This is a genomic window from Sphingobacterium sp. LZ7M1 (assembly GCF_024296865.1).
Classification (GTDB): domain Bacteria; phylum Bacteroidota; class Bacteroidia; order Sphingobacteriales; family Sphingobacteriaceae; genus Sphingobacterium.
Genome location: NZ_CP101134.1, coordinates 697,281 through 714,692, shown reverse-complemented (window position 1 = coordinate 714,692; position 17,412 = coordinate 697,281). Strand labels below are relative to the sequence as shown.

Genomic DNA, 17,412 nt, shown 5'->3' with positions numbered 1-17,412 from the left:
TAAAAAACTGAGCTAACATCTGCTGATTCCGTCTTCCGATCAAGCATCAGCAGGGGCTTGATCCATACACTATATTTATAAACAGGAATAGACTCTGATAGATTTGGACTATCAGAGTCTAAGTTTTTGGTGCCTTATGCGAGATTACTTAATCTCAACAACAGCTCCAGCTTCTTCTAATTGTTTTTTCAAAGCTTCAGCTTCGTCTTTAGAAACACCAGTTTTTAATTCTTTAGGTGCACCGTCAACTAAGTCTTTTGCTTCTTTCAAACCTAAACCAGCTAAATCTTTAACTAATTTTACGACAGCTAATTTCTGGCCACCAGCTTCTTTCAAGATTACATCGAAAGATGTTTTCTCTTCAGCAGCAGCAGCACCGTCACCAGCACCAGGAGCAGCAGCAACAGCTACAGCAGCAGCAGCAGGCTCAATACCGTATTCGTCTTTTAAGATATCAGCTAATTCTTTAACTTCTTTTACTGTTAAGTTAACTAACTGTTCAGCAAGTTGTTTTAAATCTGCCATTTTATTTTGAATTTTTGAATGTTCTTTTAAAAAAATTGTTAATTAAAATTTAACGAACGTTTGTTATTAAACTGAGGGTTCGTTAGCCTCTTTCTTCTAAAGCTTTTACTAAGCCTGAAATTGTATTTCCGCCTGATTGAAGCGCAGAAATAACATTCTTCGCAGGAGATTGAAGTAAAGCAATAACGTCTGCAATAAGTTCTTCCTTAGATTTAAGGGTCACTAATGCGTCAAGTTGGTTGTCGCCTACAAAAGCAGTCTCTTGAATGTATGCTGCTTTTAATACTGGCTTGTCACCTTCTTTACGTAATTGTTTGATCAATTTCGCTGGAGCATTCCCTGTTTCGGAAAACATAAGGGTTGAAGCTCCTTTTAATACGCCAAAGATCTCTTCTGAATCTACACCCGCCTCTAACAACGCTTTCTTAATCAAGGTGTTTTTCACAACCTTAATCTCGATTCCCTGCTCGAAACATTTACGACGAATATTATTCACCTTTTCTACAGTCAGATTAGCAGTGTCAGCAATATAAAAATTACCGTAAGATTTAATCTGTTCTGCTAAAGCTTCAACAATTTCATGTTTAAGTTCTTTTCTCATGATTAAATTCCTGCTACTGATTTAGTTTCAATATGAATACTAGGACTCATAGTTGAAGAAATGTGAATACTCTTGAAGTACGTTCCTTTTGCTGCAGACGGTTTCAAACGTGAAATTGTTTGTAACACTTCTAATGCGTTGTCATAGATTTTATCTGCGTCGAAAGACACTTTACCAACTGAAGTGTGGATGATACCTGTTTTGTCAACCTTGAAGTCGATCTTACCAGCTTTTACCTCAGTCACAGCTTTTCCAACTTCTGGAGTTACTGTTCCTGTTTTAGGGTTAGGCATTAAGTTTCTTGGACCTAAAATACGACCCAATTTACCTACTTTCGCCATAACACTAGGCATTGTGATGATAATGTCAACGTCAGTCCAACCACCTTCGATTTTGCTGATATAGTCATCAAGACCTACGTAGTCTGCACCTGCCGCCTTAGCTTCTTCCTCCTTGTCAGGAGTACATAAAACTAATACACGTACCGTCTTACCAGTACCGTGTGGCAATGTTGCAATACCACGAACCATTTGATTTGCTTTACGAGGATCTACGCCCAAACGAACGTCGATATCCACAGAAGCATCAAATTTGGTGTTGGTGATCTCTTTTACTAAAGCCGCAGCTTCTTTCAAAGAGTATGCTTTACCAGCTTCAATTTTGGATAGTGCCGCTTTTTGATTTTTTGTTAATCTAGCCACTTTCTTAAACTGATTTCGTTAATTAATTTTTCCAAGGAGCATCACCTGATACAGTGATACCCATACTACGCGCTGTACCAGCAACCATTCTCATAGCTGATTCTACAGTAAATGCATTCAAATCTGGCATCTTATCTTCCGCAATCTGTTTTACTTGATCCCATGAAATGGAAGCAACTTTCTTACGGTTAGGCTCTCCCGATCCGCTCTTAAGCTTCGCTGCATCTTTTAACTGAACAGCTACCGGTGGAGTTTTAATGATAAAATCAAAAGATTTGTCGGCATATACAGTGATCACAACAGGTAATACTTGACCTGGTTTGTCTTGCGTACGAGCGTTAAATTGCTTACAGAAATCCATAATGTTCACACCTTTAGCACCTAATGCAGGTCCTACCGGTGGAGATGGATTCGCAGCTCCGCCCTTCACTTGTAATTTTACTAACGCACTGACTTCTTTTGCCATTTTTTCTGTGATTTAATTTGTTAAATGTTTGTTAGTAAGTTGGAAGCAATAACGTAACATTTAATTCTCGATGGCAACAAAACATAGTTTTGCAACCAAACGAGGTGCAAAGATAACTAAATATCTGATAATAAAAAAGTATTTTTTCTTTTTTTATTTACCTAGTAATAAGCGCACTTGGTCGCCCCAAGCCCCGATCATCAGGTCCGGAATCTTATCCCCATTCACATCCCCCACATCGATCCCCCAAGCTCGCTCCACAGTCACCTTCGGAATAGCCTCCTCCGTGGCAAAACTGAACCTGCCCGAACCATCATTCTTCAAGGCCTGAACCTGCATCGCCTCAAATGGCGGAATCTTCAAGGCACTTAATATAATATCTAGATCCCCGTCGCGATCAAAGTCGATCACATTACAGGCATAAGTTGAAAATTCATAGGCGGGAATCCTTGCGTCCGTCTCATCGACAAATTTCCCTTCGCCTTTATTCATAAACAAGCGTCCAGTTGGGTTCCGCTCTTTCTTACCCCCATTGCTGGTCAGGTTCGCAAAGAAAATATCGTTCTTCCCATCCTTATCGGCATCAAAAACGATGACCTCCCTACTGTGCAATGGTTCGGAGGTTTGCAATGCGTCCTCCTGCTCCGTAAACTTTCCCTTCCCGTCATTGAAATACAGACGGCTTGGCGGAGCCTCCGTTGCCAGTACCATATCCAGGTCACCGTCTCCATCGGCATCAAATAACTTGACCGATTGCACCTCATCCATGTTGTCAGGGATACTGCCAGGGGGAGAATCAACCAAAAAGCCCGGTTTATTTGGATCATTTAACCAAACAAAGGTCCTTGCTCCTTCTCCCGTATTGCCGATGACCACATCGGGCAATCCATCTCCATTGACATCACCTATATCCAAGCCATTCCCTTCACTCTTTCCCAACAGGCGATCCGAAACATTCCGGAAGGTTCCATCCCCATTCCCTAGATAGTATTCATGGGTCTTATTGTCCTCTGCAACAAAAATGACATCTGCAAAACCATCATTGTCCATATCAGCCACACGCACATGCTCTGTATCATTGTTCTCATTGGCAAAGACATCCTTCATCCAGGTAAAGTTGCCATTGCCATCATTGATATAAAGACGGTTGGGCAACATTTCCAGTGCAAATATGGCATCCAATGCTCCATCTCCATTCACATCGACCAAAGCTACATCCAAAGCATGCGTTTTGGGATCCAAGGGTATGCTGCCTTCTGTAACGTCAGAAAAATAAGCGGTCTCATTATCTTGTGCAAAAACATGATTTCCTGAGCTCAGCCATAGAAAAACCAATGCAAGTCCCAAATATTTGGGTTTAAAATCTTGAATAATCATAAGCTTATTTTTTATAAGGTTTACAGAAATTGTGTCTATAACTACTTATTATCAACATTTTACAGCAACAATTGTTTGTACATCCTATTTCAGGCCTTCATACAGCGCCCTGCTCAAGGTCAACTGATCATCATCACCCTTAAATTCCCAATACATGGCTCCAAGGATACCTTGGGATTTTATATATGCAGCTTTTTCCCTGATGGATTTCTCATTTTCAAAGGTCAGGACCAACTTTCCGGTGCTGTCCACTAGATAAGGTACTTTCGATTGATCATCCCACCTCTCTTCAAACTGGGTCAACTTCGGTATGTTGCGGAACATCACAAAATCATTGACCTGTACTTTATCTCCCCTTCCATAGAATGGAATACCCATCACCAATTTGTTTTTTGGAACGCCGGCATCAATATGGGCCTGCAGGGCTTCAACTAAGGTAATACGACCTGCCAGATCCGATTTATACAAACTGTTATGCTGCAAAGGAGGTTTAGAGACATCATACATCATGATATTTACAAAATCAATATCCTTATCGATGGCTCTAAAATCAATATACTTTCCATCTGCAATCGTCGCCAAGGTCAATAGTTTTTTCGGTCCGATAGCCTTGCGGATATCATTCATCAACAACGTAAAGTTCTTGGTGTCGTCTGGGGAAGATGAGATCCCGGCTTCATCACTGGTCGGATATTCCCAATCGATATCGATCCCATCCAGATCAAATTCCTTTACGATCTTTTGGCAATCTTTCGCAAAGCCCGATCTATTGTTCTTGTCTGCTGCCATTTCACTGAAACGTCCCGAGGTCCAGCCACCGATCGACAACAGGATCTTCAGGTCCGGATGCTTCTTCTTTAAGGTCACGATCTCCTTCAGTCTAGTTGGATTGTCCACTTTTACACCATTGAAGGTCTCGTTTACATGGCCAAAGGCATAATTGATATGGCTGATCAGGTTAGGATCAGGCAGCGGACCTTACCCGAAGTAACATAAGCGATGATTACAGGCTTCTTACCCTGGGCAACCAAGGTAAATGGAACTGCAAACAACATAATCAGAGCCATTAGGATCAGCTTGTTCGTGTGATTTCTTTTCATGGTAATATGTTATTATAGTTTAAGTTTTATTCCAAAACGGTTCAATAAGATACCAAACCAAAGCATGGCATAAGCCCATAATAAGGAGCCTAATACAGCTAACCACATGTGATCAGCTTGTTTATAGAAAAACAAGGGAATTCCGAATCCCCAAACCAAGAAATAGATCAGGTCTGGAGCCAAATAGGTAGTTAGTGAATTTTGCCCTGCCAATTCAAAAAGTCGACTATAGCGACTATTGCCCCTTACATCAATAAAATAATAGACCAAAACAAATAGCAGGATACTGATGCCATTGCAAAGCAGGCCCCAGGAAGGAGTCGCTTGAATCTTGGAAACGATGAACCATTGGTGGAATATCAAGCCAGCAATCAAGCTAATAAGGCCGTACATAGCTAAATTAATGGCCAGTTTCTTCCAATCCACAGCATATTTTTTAACAATCAAGGTTGCTGCCATTCCGGAAAGGACAATCATCGGCACATTGCCATGCAGGACAACGTCAAAGAACTCCTGGAAAGAGAACATTTGCGGAATCCAACCGCTCAAGGAGGCTACATTCAGGAAAAGGAAAAAGACAATGGCCAAAAATGCTGCCCATAGTTTATCCCTAAGGAGGAGATAGACCGAACCTGCTACCAGATAACCCCATCCGATCTGTCCCAAAATGCCCCACCAACTCTTCTCAAACCAAGCTGGAGATTCAGGAGTTCCAGCCCGGAATACATAGGCCAAACCAAGTAGCCCTACAATCCCCAACAATTTCAGCCCGACAAATAGGTTCTTATTTCTATCCTTCGGATAGTTGTTCCAGATCAAAAAGATACAGATATAGACCAGCCCAAGCCATAACAGCTTGTTCATACCGGTCATTTGCGGGTTCAAGCTGCTGGAATTAACCACCAACAGACCAATGATGATTAGGCTAATCGACCTACTGATGATATGGAACCATATCTGCCAAGTAGGCTCTCCAATTTTCCGCCTTGCTGCAACGGCATAGGGAATAGCCATACCCACCATAAATAGAAAACCTGGGAATACCCAATCAGCCAGTCCCATGCCATCGACTTCCGCTTCCGTATGCAAAAGCCATTTCGGCACCCCCGGCATAAAAAGATCATTGACAAACAACATCAGAAAAAGGGTCAGGCCGCGCATGATATCAATAGCACGGACGCGCAATTTCTTAGGCTCCGCAGGGAAAGAAGGAATAGATGGTGACTTCGACATCATTAATTTAGGTAATTCAATTCCTAAATATACAAAATTGAATCGGACTTGAGTCTTGTGCCGGATCTTGACGGCTATCAAACGGATCAGAGCAATCCTTCCTTACTTTTGGAGCCCAAATTAACCAAACCGACGAAGGAGCTTACGGATACCGATCCTTCCGTTACTTTTGAAGCCCAAAAGTAAGCAAATGGCTTCGGCTCATTTAAGATGGCTTTTCGCGCCGTCCACTACACATGAAAAGAATGCCTGGATGTCGAGGATGCCGTTCTTCGAAATTCTCCCCTTAGATGGGAGAATTTCTTGAAAGCATCCAAGGCCAATGCCATCGCACATGGCAACGGCATTCTTTCCATTTTTCCGCCATTGGAAATGAGCCGCGGGCTAAAGGGCTTCCTTCGGAAGGATTGATGCATGCAGAAAACCCCTGGCTGGGGAGGAATCTTTGTAGAAAGTGTATGTTCTTATGACGAACCAACAGCGTTCGTGAAATATTTTTCAATCTCAGGACACTTCCAATTCTGAACGGATAGTGAAGAATCTGTACGGGTATATATTTAAAATACATGTCATCCATAATCTTCGATTATGGAACCGTACGCCAATGCAATCCGTAATAATAGTTATGATCTTGGTCTATCCTCCCATCCATTCCATCCTGGTTCAAACAAAAAAAAGCCCTATCCAAATGGATAGGGCTTCTTATGTCTAATGTCTTTTGTCTACTGTCTAAAAGAGCTTACTCTTTTTCAACCTGCATATAGTTCAGCTCGAGTGGAGTTTTACGACCGAATACTTTTACCATTACGGTTAATTTCTTCTTGTCTTCGTGCACCTCTTCGATTTCACCTGTAAATCCGTTGAAAGGACCGTCGTTTACTTTTACGGTCTCACCAACGTAATAAGGAACGCTGATTGATTCACCTTGTTCAGCCATTTCGTCAACCTTACCTAAAATACGGTTAACTTCAGCTGGACGAAGCGGGATTGCATTACCTGCTTTATCACCTAAGAATCCAATTACACTATTTACGTTTTTGATTGCGTGTTCGATCTCACCGTCCAAAGCCGCTTCGATCAAAACATACCCAGGGTAGTAGTTACGTTCTTTGGCAACTTTCTTGCCATCGCGCATTTGGTAGTATTTCTCCATCGGGATTAATACTTGGGTCACCAAATGTTGTATGCCTAAGCGGTTAATTTCAGCTTCAAGGTATTGCTTAACCTTTTTCTCTTTTCCGCTAACAGCACGCACAACGTACCACTTTAAACTTTGATCTGCCATAATACTGTTGGATTAGAAAATTAAGACGCTGTATTGTACAGCAGTTCCATTACATTGCTTGATGCTTTATCCATTATGAAAATTACCAACGCAATAATAACAGATGCAACAAGTACAATAACCGCATGACTTTGTAGTTGCGCCCATGTAGGCCAAGTCACTTTCTCAGTAACCTCTGTATAAGAGTCCTTAATAAAATCAAGTACTTTTGCCATTTTTTAAGTTTCTATTTTTATTAGCACGGGCACTAGGATTCGAACCCAGATCGAAGGTTTTGGAGACCTCTATTCTACCATTGAACTATGCCCGTGTAGATTTTTTTGATGATGCAAATATAGGCTTTAGACCCCATTGCAGCAAATATTATTTCAATTTATTTGCGATTTCCGCAAGATTTTTTTCTGGTCAATCTATTCTGATTTTGCCCCGGAACTCCCCTACTTCGCTAAGTATTTGAGCTTCAACCAAAATGAATAATTAGAAAAAATAAGCTAATTAGCCGGAGCCAATTAGCTTATCTTTTATTTTGATAATCCCTAAGGACTATTTAATGATTTCAGTTACCTGACCAGCACCTACTGTTCTACCACCTTCACGGATAGCGAAACGTAGACCTTTTTCCATAGCGATAGCGTTGATCAACTTAACAGTGATTGTTACGTTATCACCTGGCATAACCATCTCAGTACCTTCTTCTAGAGTGATTTCTCCAGTTACGTCAGTTGTACGGAAATAGAATTGAGGACGGTATTTGTTGAAGAACGGAGTGTGACGACCACCTTCTGCTTTCGACAATACGTAAACCTCAGCTTTGAAGTCTGTGTGTGGAGTTACTGAACCTGGTTTACAGATAACCATACCACGACGGATATCAGTTTTCTCAATACCACGTAACAATAAACCTACGTTATCACCAGCCTCACCGTAATCTAAGATCTTACGGAACATCTCAACACCTGTTACTGTAGATTTCAAGTTTTCAGCACCCATACCTAAGATCTCAACTGGATCACCAGAGTTGATTACACCTCTTTCGATACGACCTGTTGCAACTGTACCACGACCTGTGATCGAGAATACGTCTTCAATAGGCATCAAGAAAGGAAGATCTGTCAAACGTGGAGGGATTGGAATGTAGTTATCTACAGCATCCATCAATTCCATGATTGAATCAACCCATTGAGTCTCTCCGTTCAATGCACCTAATGCAGAACCTTTGATTACTGGAACATCGTCACCTGGGAATTCGTAGAATGATAATAATTCACGAACCTCCATCTCAACTAAGTCTAATAACTCAGCGTCATCAACTAAGTCAACTTTGTTCAAGAAAACTACTAACGCAGGAACACCTACCTGACGAGCTAATAGGATGTGCTCGCGAGTTTGAGGCATAGGACCATCTGTAGCAGCAACTACGATGATAGCTCCATCCATCTGTGCAGCACCAGTTACCATGTTCTTAACGTAATCGGCGTGACCTGGACAGTCAACGTGTGCATAGTGACGGTTAGCTGTTTGGTATTCTACGTGTGAAGTGTTAATTGTGATACCACGCTCTTTCTCTTCAGGAGCAGAGTCAATTGAATCAAATGAACGAGCCTCTGAAAAACCTTTATCAGCTAAAACTTTAGTGATAGCAGCTGTTGTAGTTGTTTTACCGTGGTCAACGTGACCGATAGTACCAATGTTTAAGTGCGGTTTACTACGGTCAAATTTCTCTTTTGCCATGTTTATGCGAATTAGTAATTATAAAATATTTCTTTTAATTAATCTTACAAAGTTACAAAACTTATGTATTCGAGCCAAAGATGGGATTTGAACCCACGACCTCTTCCTTACCAAGGAAGTGCTCTACCCCTGAGCTACTTCGGCTTTCAAAAAGCTTATTTACAGATATAAGCCTCTACCCTTTCAAAAATAAATTGTTAAGAAGACAGAGACTTAGATTTGTTTTATAAATTGAGCGGAAGACGAGGTTCGAACTCGCGACCTATAGCTTGGAAGGCTATCGCTCTACCAACTGAGCTACTTCCGCTTTTCAGTTTTACACTCAGGAACTCCTGCCTTTCACAACCGGAAGAATGAAAACTTTTTGGTGGAGGGAGAAGGATTCGAACCTTCGAAGCCGAAGCAACGGATTTACAGTCCGTCCCATTTGACCGCTCTGGAACCCCTCCAGACCTACAACTTGCGTTGTTTTTGAGCCTCCTATCGGAATCGAACCAATGACCTACTGATTACAAGTCAGTTGCTCTACCAGCTGAGCTAAGGAGGCGTGCTTTATTTAATAAAACTTTCTGTTTTAAAGAACGGCTATCTTTGGATAGCGAGTGCAAAAATCTAATATTTATCTGATATTCGCAAGTTTTATTTTTAATTTTTTTTCTACTTAAAGAACAATCTCATTTCGGTACTGATTTTCCCGATTTGATGATGCAAAGATAGCTACTCCATGAACATATCAAAAATATTTGGTCATTTTTTTTACTCCTGAAAACCATATCATTGATATGCAAGTAAATAATTTTCATATTCCATTTCAAAGGATACCCTATATTTGCACAAATAAATGGAATTGCTTTGAAAAATTATTCGCTCGTAGTATTGCTCTTTATTAACCTTTGCATCTTCCCTGAGCTTGGAAACGCTCAAGAAAAATCCGGAATCATCCAAAAATTGATGCAAAAGTTCGTCTCCTCCAAAAAAGATTCTTCCCGCTCAGGTAGCTTTGTCGTCCTGCCTGCCATCGGTTATGCCCAGGAAACGGGCTTCGAATACGGGATCGCAAGTACCTATAATTTCTATATCGATAAGGAAAACCTCGATAGCAGAACCTCCAATGTAACCCTGATCGGTACGCTGACGACCAAAAAACAAAAGAACATCAAACTGACTTCCGATATCTGGACTAAAAACAACGACTACCATATCCTCACGGAAATGCGATTCAGAGATTGGCCTTTCAATTTCTACGGCCTTGGTAATGATACCTGGAAAGCTGATGAGGATTACTTAGACCAAAAACTCTACCGCATCAAACTGGATGGTGAAAAAAGGTTCGCCCCTAATTTTTATGCCGGTGTCAATTTAAATTACGAACACTTCGAATTCAATGACATGGAAGCCGGAGGCATCTTCGAATCCCCAGAGGTTTATGGTAAAGATGGCGGACAATACCTCGCCCTTGGCGTTTCTGCCCTGTATGACACCCGTAACAACACCACATATTCTACCAATGGATTTTATAGCAGGGTAAAATATAGCTATGCTCCCAATTTCTTTGGAAAGGACAATTTCACGGGAAACCAGCTTGAACTGGATGTACGCGGCTTCTATCCCATCAACAAAAAACTCACCGTCGCTGCCCAAGGGCTGTACCGTGGTACTTACGGAAAAAATGTACCTTTCTATGTCATGCGTGAACTTGGTGGGGATATGACCATGCGCGGTTATTATCTGGGTCGTTATAAGGACAAGAATTACCTAACTGCTCAAGCAGAACTTAGATACCGCTTCATCCCCCGCATAGGCATCAATGCATTCCTAGGTACCGGAAGCACCTTCTCCAAGCAACATGACATGCGTCTTATCCCATCCTTTGGTGGCGGATTGCGCTATTTCTTCAGCCTAGAACACAACAGCAGTATCCGTTTTGATTATGCTTATGGTGAACAAAGACCTGGTGAAAAAAGACAGTCTGGATTTTACCTCAGCATCAGTGAGGCTTTTTAATGGGATAAAATAATAACCGAATCTGGAAACTGCTTTGCCTTTTTTCAGGAAAGATATTAAAGATATCGTAAGAGAAAATCTTGTTTTCTTTGCCCCTCCCTTTTCAATAGGATGCCAAAATGAAATAAATTGATGGACACGGTCACCCGTTGATCGTCAATCAATTTTTTCCATTGCCTTTTTTGCTTATAAGGTTCATGGAAAACTATGATTTTCCCGGCATCAATTAACGACAAGATGACTTCGGAGTCCTCTTTCCCATCGATCCAATAGGATTGTGCATCCTTATCCTGCAGGTCTTTGCTCAAGGTATTGACCTCCCAAAAACTCCATATCTTCTTTAACAATGGAAAATAATTTGGATTGAAGCCTTCCGGAAATTCAACAAAATTTTGGCCTTTATAGCTGGGATTATAGATTACCTTTTCAGTCAGTGCATACACAAATGGAGAATGTGTACCATGTCTGCTATTGGAAACCAAAAAATGAAAGATATAGTCGAAGTAATACCGCATTGCGGCACAAAAATACAAATTGCTTTAGAATTGCAAGGTAAATGTACTTCCCTCCCCTTCAACGCTGTCCACAGAGATATTGCCACCATGCATTAACATGATCTGCTTACTGAGGGTCAAGCCAACACCGGTACCTGTCTTTTTGGTCGTAAAGAATGGCGTAAAGATCTGTTCCTGGATCTCGGGAGACATCCCAGCTCCATTGTCCTGGATCTTTAATTGGACATGGTCCTTGGTTTCAATCGCTGACAAACTGATATAGGGCTCTTCCTCGCCCTTCACCGCTTCGATAGCATTCAACAACAGGTTGATGATGACCTGCTCCAAAAGGTTCACATCTGCCCGGAGTATCATCCGGGTATTCTTGATGATAATATCCACATCTATGTTCTTTTGGATCAAGGTAGGCTCCAATAATTGATAAATGTTTTCAAAAAGCTGTACGACCTGGATTTCCGAAAACTGAGGCTGGTCAACCTTATTGATCAGTCTATAGCTTTTCGCAAACTGCAACAGTCCTTCACTTCTTCGCTTGATCGTAAAAATCCCAAGTTTCAGGTCTTCGATGTCCTGCTCACCTTCCCAATGTTCCAGACGGTCATGCAAGGTTTCCGCCAAGGAGCTGATCGGACCGATGGAATTCATGATCTCATGGGTCAATACCCGCAACAGTTTATGCCATGCCCTAGTTTCTGTTTCGTCAATGGCTTCGTTGATATTCTGATAGACGATAATGCGAAAGGAACCATCCTGTGTTTCAAAGCCAGAGCTTTGCATCAATAGCTTGATCTTGCCTTTACTGGAATGAGCAGTTTCCATCTGATGCTTGCCGACCTGCAACTGCATGGTCTTGATATAAAGTTCAGGATGTCGTTTTTCCATCCCCGAAATATTCCCCAGATGTGGAACTTGAAAAAGGTCCTTAAAAGCTTCATTCAACCAGATCACCTTCCCCGATTCCGCATGGTAAAAGATGATGGCGGTATCCAGCATATTGATTACCTTATTCAGGTACTGATGTTGCAGGGCCTGATCGATACTGATATTCTTATAGACGTCGTTGATCTGATTAAATGCTGCATACAACTGTCCTTCAACAGATTTCTCCCTTTTCACCACAAATCTCCTGGTGAAATCACGATATTTTACCGCTTCCGAAAATTCAACCATCTGTTTCAACAGGAATCGATGTTTGGAGAACATCCTATAGGAAAGGACCAACAAAAAGAAAAAACCTAAACCGGCATAGAGATAAAAACCCTTAAATATCAAAAATGCTATACCTACAGCCAAAGCCATAAGGAACAGCATCTTAAAAAAATCTGCTATAGCCAGTTTGGTCATTATTAAAGATTATATTTTTCCAATCGACGGTATAGTGCAGCACGGGTCAGTCCCAATTCCTTGGCCGCCTTGCTGATATTTCCATTATAGCGCTCAATGGCAGACTTAATGGCCTTACGCTCCATTTCCTCCAAATTATGGGATGAGAAATCGTCGACAATCGGTTTATCAGGCAACTGTTGTTCAATGGGAGAGAACAAGATGTCTTCAGCACGGATACTCTGCTGATCGGACATGATCACAGCGCGTTCTATACTGTATTGCAATTCGCGAACATTCCCTGGGAAATGGTAGCCTTTTAGTTTATTAATGGCATCGGCTTCCAATCCACCTATGTTCTTATGATACTTTTCGTTATAGAATTTCAGAAAATGCTCAGCCAGAAGCGGGATATCACCAACACGTTCCCTTAATGCGGGAACCTGGATTTCCAAGGTATTGATCCGATACACCAAATCTTTCCTAAACCTACTCTCATCAGCCAGGACTTTTAGGGGAACATTCGTAGCCGAGATCAATCGGATATCCACTGGAATCGCTTGACTGGAACCTAAAGGAACCACCGCTCTGTTCTGAAGTACACTTAACAATTTTGCCTGTTGTTGTAGACTGATGTTACCAATTTCATCCAGAAACAAAGTTCCGGAATCCGCATGTTCAAAGCGACCTTTACGATCCTCCCGAGCATCCGTAAATGCTCCTTTCTTATATCCAAAAAGTTCAGATTCAAAAAGGGTTTCTGTCAGGGAACCCACGTCCACCTTTACAAATGCCTTTTTTGCCCGTAAGGAACGTTGATGGATGGCATTCGCGATCAGATCCTTACCTGTACCGTTTTCCCCTAAGATCAAGATATTAGCCTCAGTAGGTGAAACTTTGTCCAACTTAAACTGCAGGTCTTCCATAATGGGAGAATTCCCAATGATCCCATGATGTTCACGAGGACTGACGATCTGCTTTTCCTTTTGATTGGGCTTGTTTTCTTCGTAGATACTGGTCAGGGTATTGAGCAACTGTTCATTCTGCCAAGGTTTGACAATAAAATCAGAAGCACCCTGCTTCAACGATTTCACGGCAAGGTCAACCGCACCGTAAGCGGTGATCATCACCACATTGACTTTTGGAAAATGGGTCTTGATCTTAGACAACCAGAACAAACCTTCATTGCCTGTATTGATGGCACTCTTGTAGTTCATATCCAGCATGACAATATCAACTGGATTCTTTTCCAGGATATTCATTAACCTTTCCGGATTATGTTCTACCAGTACTTCTTTGACGTTAGGCCTTAATAATATTCGTGTGGCGGTTAATAAATCTTGATCATCATCAACAACTAGAATGGTCGCTTTTTTCATTTAAAGCTAAGTTAATTATAAATTCAAAGAACCTGCATAATAATCATTCACATATTTTTGCATCAACCATTCATATTGCCTGATGATCAATTGACTGCGCGTAGCATCTAATTTATTCTTCGCTGTTAAATAAATAACCGAGTTGCTATTGCCTGCCTCAAAATGAACCGTGGCAATCCGAAAGGACTCCGCATAGCTAACTTCTTGGTCACGCAGATTCAGCACATTCTTTTGTGTAATGTTCAAATCGAAAACCGCTTGGGCGGTCTTCATGCGTAGATCATTACGCATGATATCCCTACTAAAATTCGCATCATCCAAAGACACCTGGGCCAAACGGACCTGGGTTCTATTCTTGAACTGGTTAAAGATTGGAATGGACAAGGTCAATCCCACACCTTTACTCAGGTTATTCTTGATCTGGTTAAAGATTGCTCCACCTTCTTTACTGTAATTGGAGCTCATTCCACCGCTTAAAGAAAGACTCGGCCAATAATTAGATTTTGCCACCTTGATGCCTTCTTCCATTTCTTTGATTCTCCAATCCAAGGCCTTATACTGAGGCAGGATATTTAAGGATTGCTGAAACAATTCCTCTGAACTTTTGGCCTGAATTTCCGTTGGAATATCGATTTCCTCTAAAGTTCCTAGTGTATTGACATCTACATTCATCAAACCAGCCAGTTCCACCCGGGCATTGTTCAAGGTTTGTTTAGTTAATTCAACTGTATTCAGGTCACTGCTATATTGGCCTTTGATATCAAATAGGTCACCAGGATTGGTAGCACCTTCCCTATTCAAGATTTCATTCCTATTTAATTGTTCTTTGGTCACTGCCAATTGTCCTTCAGTCTGGATCAACATGTCTTGTGCAGTCAACACTTTGACATAAGCTTCAATAACGTCCAATTTCAGTTCATTGACAAAGCCTTCATATTCCAGTTTGCCCGCATCAAGTGCATTGGATCGCATTCGGATATTATGGATAATATAGAAACCATTGAAGATGGGAACATTTAAGCTCAGGGACTGTCGCCCTGAGCTATTGTTCTGATCTATATATTGATTGGTAGTCGGATCGATGGACCTACCTTGAGAAATGTCATGACCGATATTGGCATTCAATGATGGCAAACGGTCATACTTGGCCTGTTTGTACTGCAGATCTGCACGATCGATAACCAATTCATTTCTTTTAAGGGTAGGATTATTCTGTATCGCTTGCTGAATGCAATCGGCCAAGGACAGAGAGCTACTCTGTCCTTTTGCTGTGCTAACTAAACAACAAACAAATATGATTACATATAGATAATTTCTTTTCATCTAAAAACTTATTTCCCACTGCATTCCACAGGCTGTGCCAAATAATTAAAACCTTGTCTATCAGTAAATTAATAATTAAAGAAAGCATTAGCTGTTCGAAGCCGAACATGAAAGTGTTCGCTTATGAACACTGAAACCGAACAATAAACTCGTTTTAATGAAGAACTTCAACACTTCAATCAAATTTTACAAAAAGTAGAGTTCCAAAGTAGGTTATAACTTGACCTTATTCGGGACACATTCGGAATTTTCGCAAAATGCACTGCATGAAGTTCAATTTTTTCTCGAAGCTGCCTCGAACAAGGGTCGAATGAAACCAATTAATTGAAGAATAATCTGCAGTAGAAAACTAAGCCCCAACTTTTTCAAGCTTTTTAATTAAGTGCTTGAAATCCCAAATCAGACCTAGCATTAATTAGCCTGCTTTTTTATTGTTCAGCATCGCACAATTACTGTTCGCTTTCGAACAGTCAAATCCAGCATATTTTATTTAAAACATTGATTTACATGATTTTAAAACTTTGGCACAACCTTGTATATGCATATTGCAAATTTGAACATAGAATTACATGGACAGACCAATTGAACAAAAGAAGTGGAATAGCAAAAGGATCCTAACTGTAGCTGGAATTGCCGGTATTGTTGCGCTGATCGGTGCAAGTTATTACTATACCAGTGGAAACAGCAAGTTGAATGTGGATGCAGAGCGTATTTCCATCTTTGAAGTTAAAGAAGATACATTTCAAGAATTCATTCCTATAAATGGTACCGTACTTCCTATCAGCAGTATCTATCTAGATGCTTCCGTTGGTGGTCGCGTTGAAGAAAAATATGTAGAAGATGGAGCGCATTTACATAAAGGGGATCCCATTATGCGACTTTCCAATACAGATATGGAGTTGAGTTTGGTTCAGAATGAAACGCAGGTCTTGAACCTTTTGACCCAGGCCCAGATTGCGCAGACCAATGCGCAACAGGCTTCCATTTCCAACAAGAACCAAATGGCAGATGTAGAGCAGGCCTACAAGGAATCTAAACGTATATATGAATTGAACAAAAAACTTTTGGAAGAGAAAGCAATCGGTTCTCAGGAATATCAGAAATCGCTGAACGAATATAACTACCAAAAGGAAAGGGTAGAATTGACCAAGCAGATCTTGAAACAGGATGAAATTTCCAACAACCAAAAATTGAATCAAGATCGCAAGACATATCAAAGTACCCAACAGGCATTGGATCTGATGCGCAAGAAAGTTGGAGATTTGATCCTCCGTGCTCCAGTAGACGGACAGTTGACATCATTTGATGCAGAAGTGGGACAAAACAAGAACCCCGGTGAACGACTTGGCCAGATCGATGTATTGACCGGCTTCAAGGTCCGCGCAGAAATTGATGAACACTATATCAACCGCATCTTCCCCGACCTGAAGGGACAATTCAGCATAGGTAATAAAACATATGAGCTAAGGATCAAAAAAGTGTACACGCAAGTCAAAGACGGAAGGTTCCAAGTGGATATGGAATTTATCGGTGAAAGGCCGGAAGGCATACGCCGAGGTCAGACCTTAACCATCCGCTTAGCCTTAAGCGATGAAACCAAGGCGATATTATTAGCTAAGGGAGGGTTCTACCAACAGACCGCTGGAAACTGGATATTCAAACTGGATAAGGATGGAAAAACAGCTTACCGGACAGATTTACAACTAGGAAGGCAGAATCCTGAATATTATGAAGTGCTAAATGGATTGAAACCTGGTGATAAAGTGGTGGTTTCGAGTTATGAAACTTATGATAAAATACAGGAATTAAATATAAAGCAATAAGGTGTTTGCCTATTAACCGTCGTCAT

18 protein-coding genes and 5 tRNA genes are annotated in these 17,412 nt (G+C 41.1%); 3 read left to right on the top strand and 20 right to left on the bottom strand.

Annotation, left to right across the window (positions count from 1 at the left end):
- Window positions 1-144: 144 nt before the first annotated feature.
- The 8 genes from rplL to NMK93_RS03030 all read right to left on the bottom strand — a co-directional run bounded on the left by rplL (window position 145) and on the right by NMK93_RS03030 (window position 6,006).
- Window positions 145-525, bottom strand: a complete 381-nt coding sequence (rplL, locus tag NMK93_RS03065; RefSeq protein ID WP_093098564.1) for a 50S ribosomal protein L7/L12 — start codon at window positions 523-525, stop codon at window positions 145-147.
- 82 nt (window positions 526-607) lie between these two features.
- Window positions 608-1,126 (bottom strand): 50S ribosomal protein L10, encoded by a 519-nt coding sequence (rplJ, locus tag NMK93_RS03060; RefSeq protein WP_093098563.1) that lies wholly within the window; start codon window positions 1,124-1,126, stop codon window positions 608-610.
- Window positions 1,127-1,128: 2 nt separating this feature from the next.
- Window positions 1,129-1,827, bottom strand: a complete 699-nt coding sequence (rplA, locus tag NMK93_RS03055; RefSeq protein WP_093098561.1) for a 50S ribosomal protein L1 — start codon at window positions 1,825-1,827, stop codon at window positions 1,129-1,131.
- Between the two features lie 22 nt (window positions 1,828-1,849).
- Complete coding sequence (rplK, locus tag NMK93_RS03050; RefSeq protein ID WP_185211031.1) at window positions 1,850-2,293, bottom strand: 50S ribosomal protein L11; 444 nt, start codon at window positions 2,291-2,293, stop codon at window positions 1,850-1,852.
- A 153-nt stretch (window positions 2,294-2,446) separates the two neighbouring features.
- A complete protein-coding gene (locus NMK93_RS03045; protein ID WP_254526379.1) occupies window positions 2,447-3,670 on the bottom strand; it encodes a VCBS repeat-containing protein in 1,224 nt (407 codons plus the stop codon).
- Between the two features lie 84 nt (window positions 3,671-3,754).
- Entirely contained in the window at window positions 3,755-4,615 is an 861-nt protein-coding gene (locus tag NMK93_RS03040; RefSeq protein WP_254526928.1) for a glycoside hydrolase family 18 protein, read from the bottom strand.
- Window positions 4,616-4,623: 8 nt separating this feature from the next.
- Window positions 4,624-4,770 carry a hypothetical protein gene (locus NMK93_RS03035; RefSeq protein WP_254526380.1) on the bottom strand — a complete coding sequence of 49 codons (147 nt, stop codon included), beginning with the start codon at window positions 4,768-4,770 and terminating at the stop codon, window positions 4,624-4,626.
- Between the two features lie 12 nt (window positions 4,771-4,782).
- Entirely contained in the window at window positions 4,783-6,006 is a 1,224-nt protein-coding gene (locus tag NMK93_RS03030; protein WP_254526381.1) for a DUF5009 domain-containing protein, read from the bottom strand.
- Window positions 6,007-6,051: 45 nt separating this feature from the next.
- Here NMK93_RS03030 and NMK93_RS03025 point away from each other — a divergent pair, with 45 nt between their 5' ends.
- A complete protein-coding gene (locus tag NMK93_RS03025; RefSeq protein WP_254526382.1) occupies window positions 6,052-6,189 on the top strand; it encodes a hypothetical protein in 138 nt (45 codons plus the stop codon).
- Between the two features lie 553 nt (window positions 6,190-6,742).
- Here the strand turns inward: NMK93_RS03025 and nusG are convergent.
- The 8 genes from nusG to NMK93_RS02985 all read right to left on the bottom strand — a co-directional run bounded on the left by nusG (window position 6,743) and on the right by NMK93_RS02985 (window position 9,566).
- Window positions 6,743-7,288 (bottom strand): transcription termination/antitermination protein NusG, encoded by a 546-nt coding sequence (gene nusG / locus NMK93_RS03020; RefSeq protein WP_093098554.1) that lies wholly within the window; start codon window positions 7,286-7,288, stop codon window positions 6,743-6,745.
- Between the two features lie 20 nt (window positions 7,289-7,308).
- Window positions 7,309-7,503: a preprotein translocase subunit SecE gene (gene secE, locus NMK93_RS03015; protein ID WP_094255409.1), complete on the bottom strand. Its 195-nt coding sequence runs from the start codon at window positions 7,501-7,503 to the stop codon at window positions 7,309-7,311.
- 24 nt (window positions 7,504-7,527) lie between these two features.
- Window positions 7,528-7,598 (bottom strand) — tRNA-Trp (locus tag NMK93_RS03010).
- A gap of 233 nt (window positions 7,599-7,831) precedes the next feature.
- Window positions 7,832-9,019, bottom strand: coding sequence for an elongation factor Tu (gene tuf / locus NMK93_RS03005; protein ID WP_093098550.1), 1,188 nt, complete (start codon window positions 9,017-9,019; stop codon window positions 7,832-7,834).
- A gap of 72 nt (window positions 9,020-9,091) precedes the next feature.
- Window positions 9,092-9,163, bottom strand: a tRNA-Thr gene (locus NMK93_RS03000).
- A 90-nt stretch (window positions 9,164-9,253) separates the two neighbouring features.
- A tRNA-Gly gene (locus NMK93_RS02995) sits at window positions 9,254-9,326 on the bottom strand.
- A gap of 58 nt (window positions 9,327-9,384) precedes the next feature.
- Window positions 9,385-9,468, bottom strand: a tRNA-Tyr gene (locus NMK93_RS02990).
- A gap of 25 nt (window positions 9,469-9,493) precedes the next feature.
- Window positions 9,494-9,566 (bottom strand) — tRNA-Thr (locus NMK93_RS02985).
- 305 nt (window positions 9,567-9,871) lie between these two features.
- On the opposite strand from NMK93_RS02985, the gene NMK93_RS02980 reads away from it, so the two are divergent.
- Window positions 9,872-11,023, top strand: coding sequence for a BamA/TamA family outer membrane protein (locus NMK93_RS02980; RefSeq protein WP_237219424.1), 1,152 nt, complete (start codon window positions 9,872-9,874; stop codon window positions 11,021-11,023).
- 56 nt (window positions 11,024-11,079) lie between these two features.
- Here the strand turns inward: NMK93_RS02980 and NMK93_RS02975 are convergent, their stop codons facing one another.
- From NMK93_RS02975 to NMK93_RS02960, 4 genes are read right to left on the bottom strand one after another with little or no spacing between them, the layout of a single operon-like run.
- On the bottom strand, window positions 11,080-11,538 hold the full coding sequence (locus NMK93_RS02975; RefSeq protein ID WP_254526383.1) for a hypothetical protein: 459 nt from the start codon (window positions 11,536-11,538) through the stop codon (window positions 11,080-11,082).
- A gap of 24 nt (window positions 11,539-11,562) precedes the next feature.
- Window positions 11,563-12,882 (bottom strand): PAS domain-containing sensor histidine kinase, encoded by a 1,320-nt coding sequence (locus tag NMK93_RS02970; protein WP_254526384.1) that lies wholly within the window; start codon window positions 12,880-12,882, stop codon window positions 11,563-11,565.
- A 2-nt stretch (window positions 12,883-12,884) separates the two neighbouring features.
- A complete protein-coding gene (locus tag NMK93_RS02965) occupies window positions 12,885-14,240 on the bottom strand; it encodes a sigma-54 dependent transcriptional regulator (protein ID WP_254526385.1) in 1,356 nt (451 codons plus the stop codon).
- Window positions 14,241-14,255: 15 nt separating this feature from the next.
- Window positions 14,256-15,563, bottom strand: a complete 1,308-nt coding sequence (locus tag NMK93_RS02960; protein ID WP_254526386.1) for a TolC family protein — start codon at window positions 15,561-15,563, stop codon at window positions 14,256-14,258.
- Window positions 15,564-16,132: 569 nt separating this feature from the next.
- Between NMK93_RS02960 and NMK93_RS02955 the strand changes: the two genes are divergently transcribed.
- A complete protein-coding gene (locus NMK93_RS02955; RefSeq protein ID WP_185211048.1) occupies window positions 16,133-17,386 on the top strand; it encodes an efflux RND transporter periplasmic adaptor subunit in 1,254 nt (417 codons plus the stop codon).
- Window positions 17,387-17,412 lie beyond the last annotated feature (26 nt).

Coding starts and splice junctions, on each gene's coding strand:
- rplL (WP_093098564.1), bottom strand. CDS start 525: ATGGCAGATTTAAAACAACTTGCTGAACAGTTAGTTAACTTAACAGTA.
- rplJ (WP_093098563.1), bottom strand. CDS start 1,126: ATGAGAAAAGAACTTAAACATGAAATTGTTGAAGCTTTAGCAGAACAG.
- rplK (WP_185211031.1), bottom strand. CDS start 2,293: ATGGCAAAAGAAGTCAGTGCGTTAGTAAAATTACAAGTGAAGGGCGGA.
- NMK93_RS03045 (WP_254526379.1), bottom strand. CDS start 3,670: ATGATTATTCAAGATTTTAAACCCAAATATTTGGGACTTGCATTGGTT.
- NMK93_RS03035 (WP_254526380.1), bottom strand. CDS start 4,770: ATGAAAAGAAATCACACGAACAAGCTGATCCTAATGGCTCTGATTATG.
- NMK93_RS03030 (WP_254526381.1), bottom strand. CDS start 6,006: ATGATGTCGAAGTCACCATCTATTCCTTCTTTCCCTGCGGAGCCTAAG.
- nusG (WP_093098554.1), bottom strand. CDS start 7,288: ATGGCAGATCAAAGTTTAAAGTGGTACGTTGTGCGTGCTGTTAGCGGA.
- secE (WP_094255409.1), bottom strand. CDS start 7,503: ATGGCAAAAGTACTTGATTTTATTAAGGACTCTTATACAGAGGTTACT.
- tuf (WP_093098550.1), bottom strand. CDS start 9,019: ATGGCAAAAGAGAAATTTGACCGTAGTAAACCGCACTTAAACATTGGT.
- NMK93_RS02975 (WP_254526383.1), bottom strand. CDS start 11,538: ATGCGGTATTACTTCGACTATATCTTTCATTTTTTGGTTTCCAATAGC.
- NMK93_RS02970 (WP_254526384.1), bottom strand. CDS start 12,882: ATGACCAAACTGGCTATAGCAGATTTTTTTAAGATGCTGTTCCTTATG.
- NMK93_RS02965 (WP_254526385.1), bottom strand. CDS start 14,240: ATGAAAAAAGCGACCATTCTAGTTGTTGATGATGATCAAGATTTATTA.
- NMK93_RS02960 (WP_254526386.1), bottom strand. CDS start 15,563: ATGAAAAGAAATTATCTATATGTAATCATATTTGTTTGTTGTTTAGTT.
- NMK93_RS02955 (WP_185211048.1), top strand. CDS start 16,133: ATGGACAGACCAATTGAACAAAAGAAGTGGAATAGCAAAAGGATCCTA.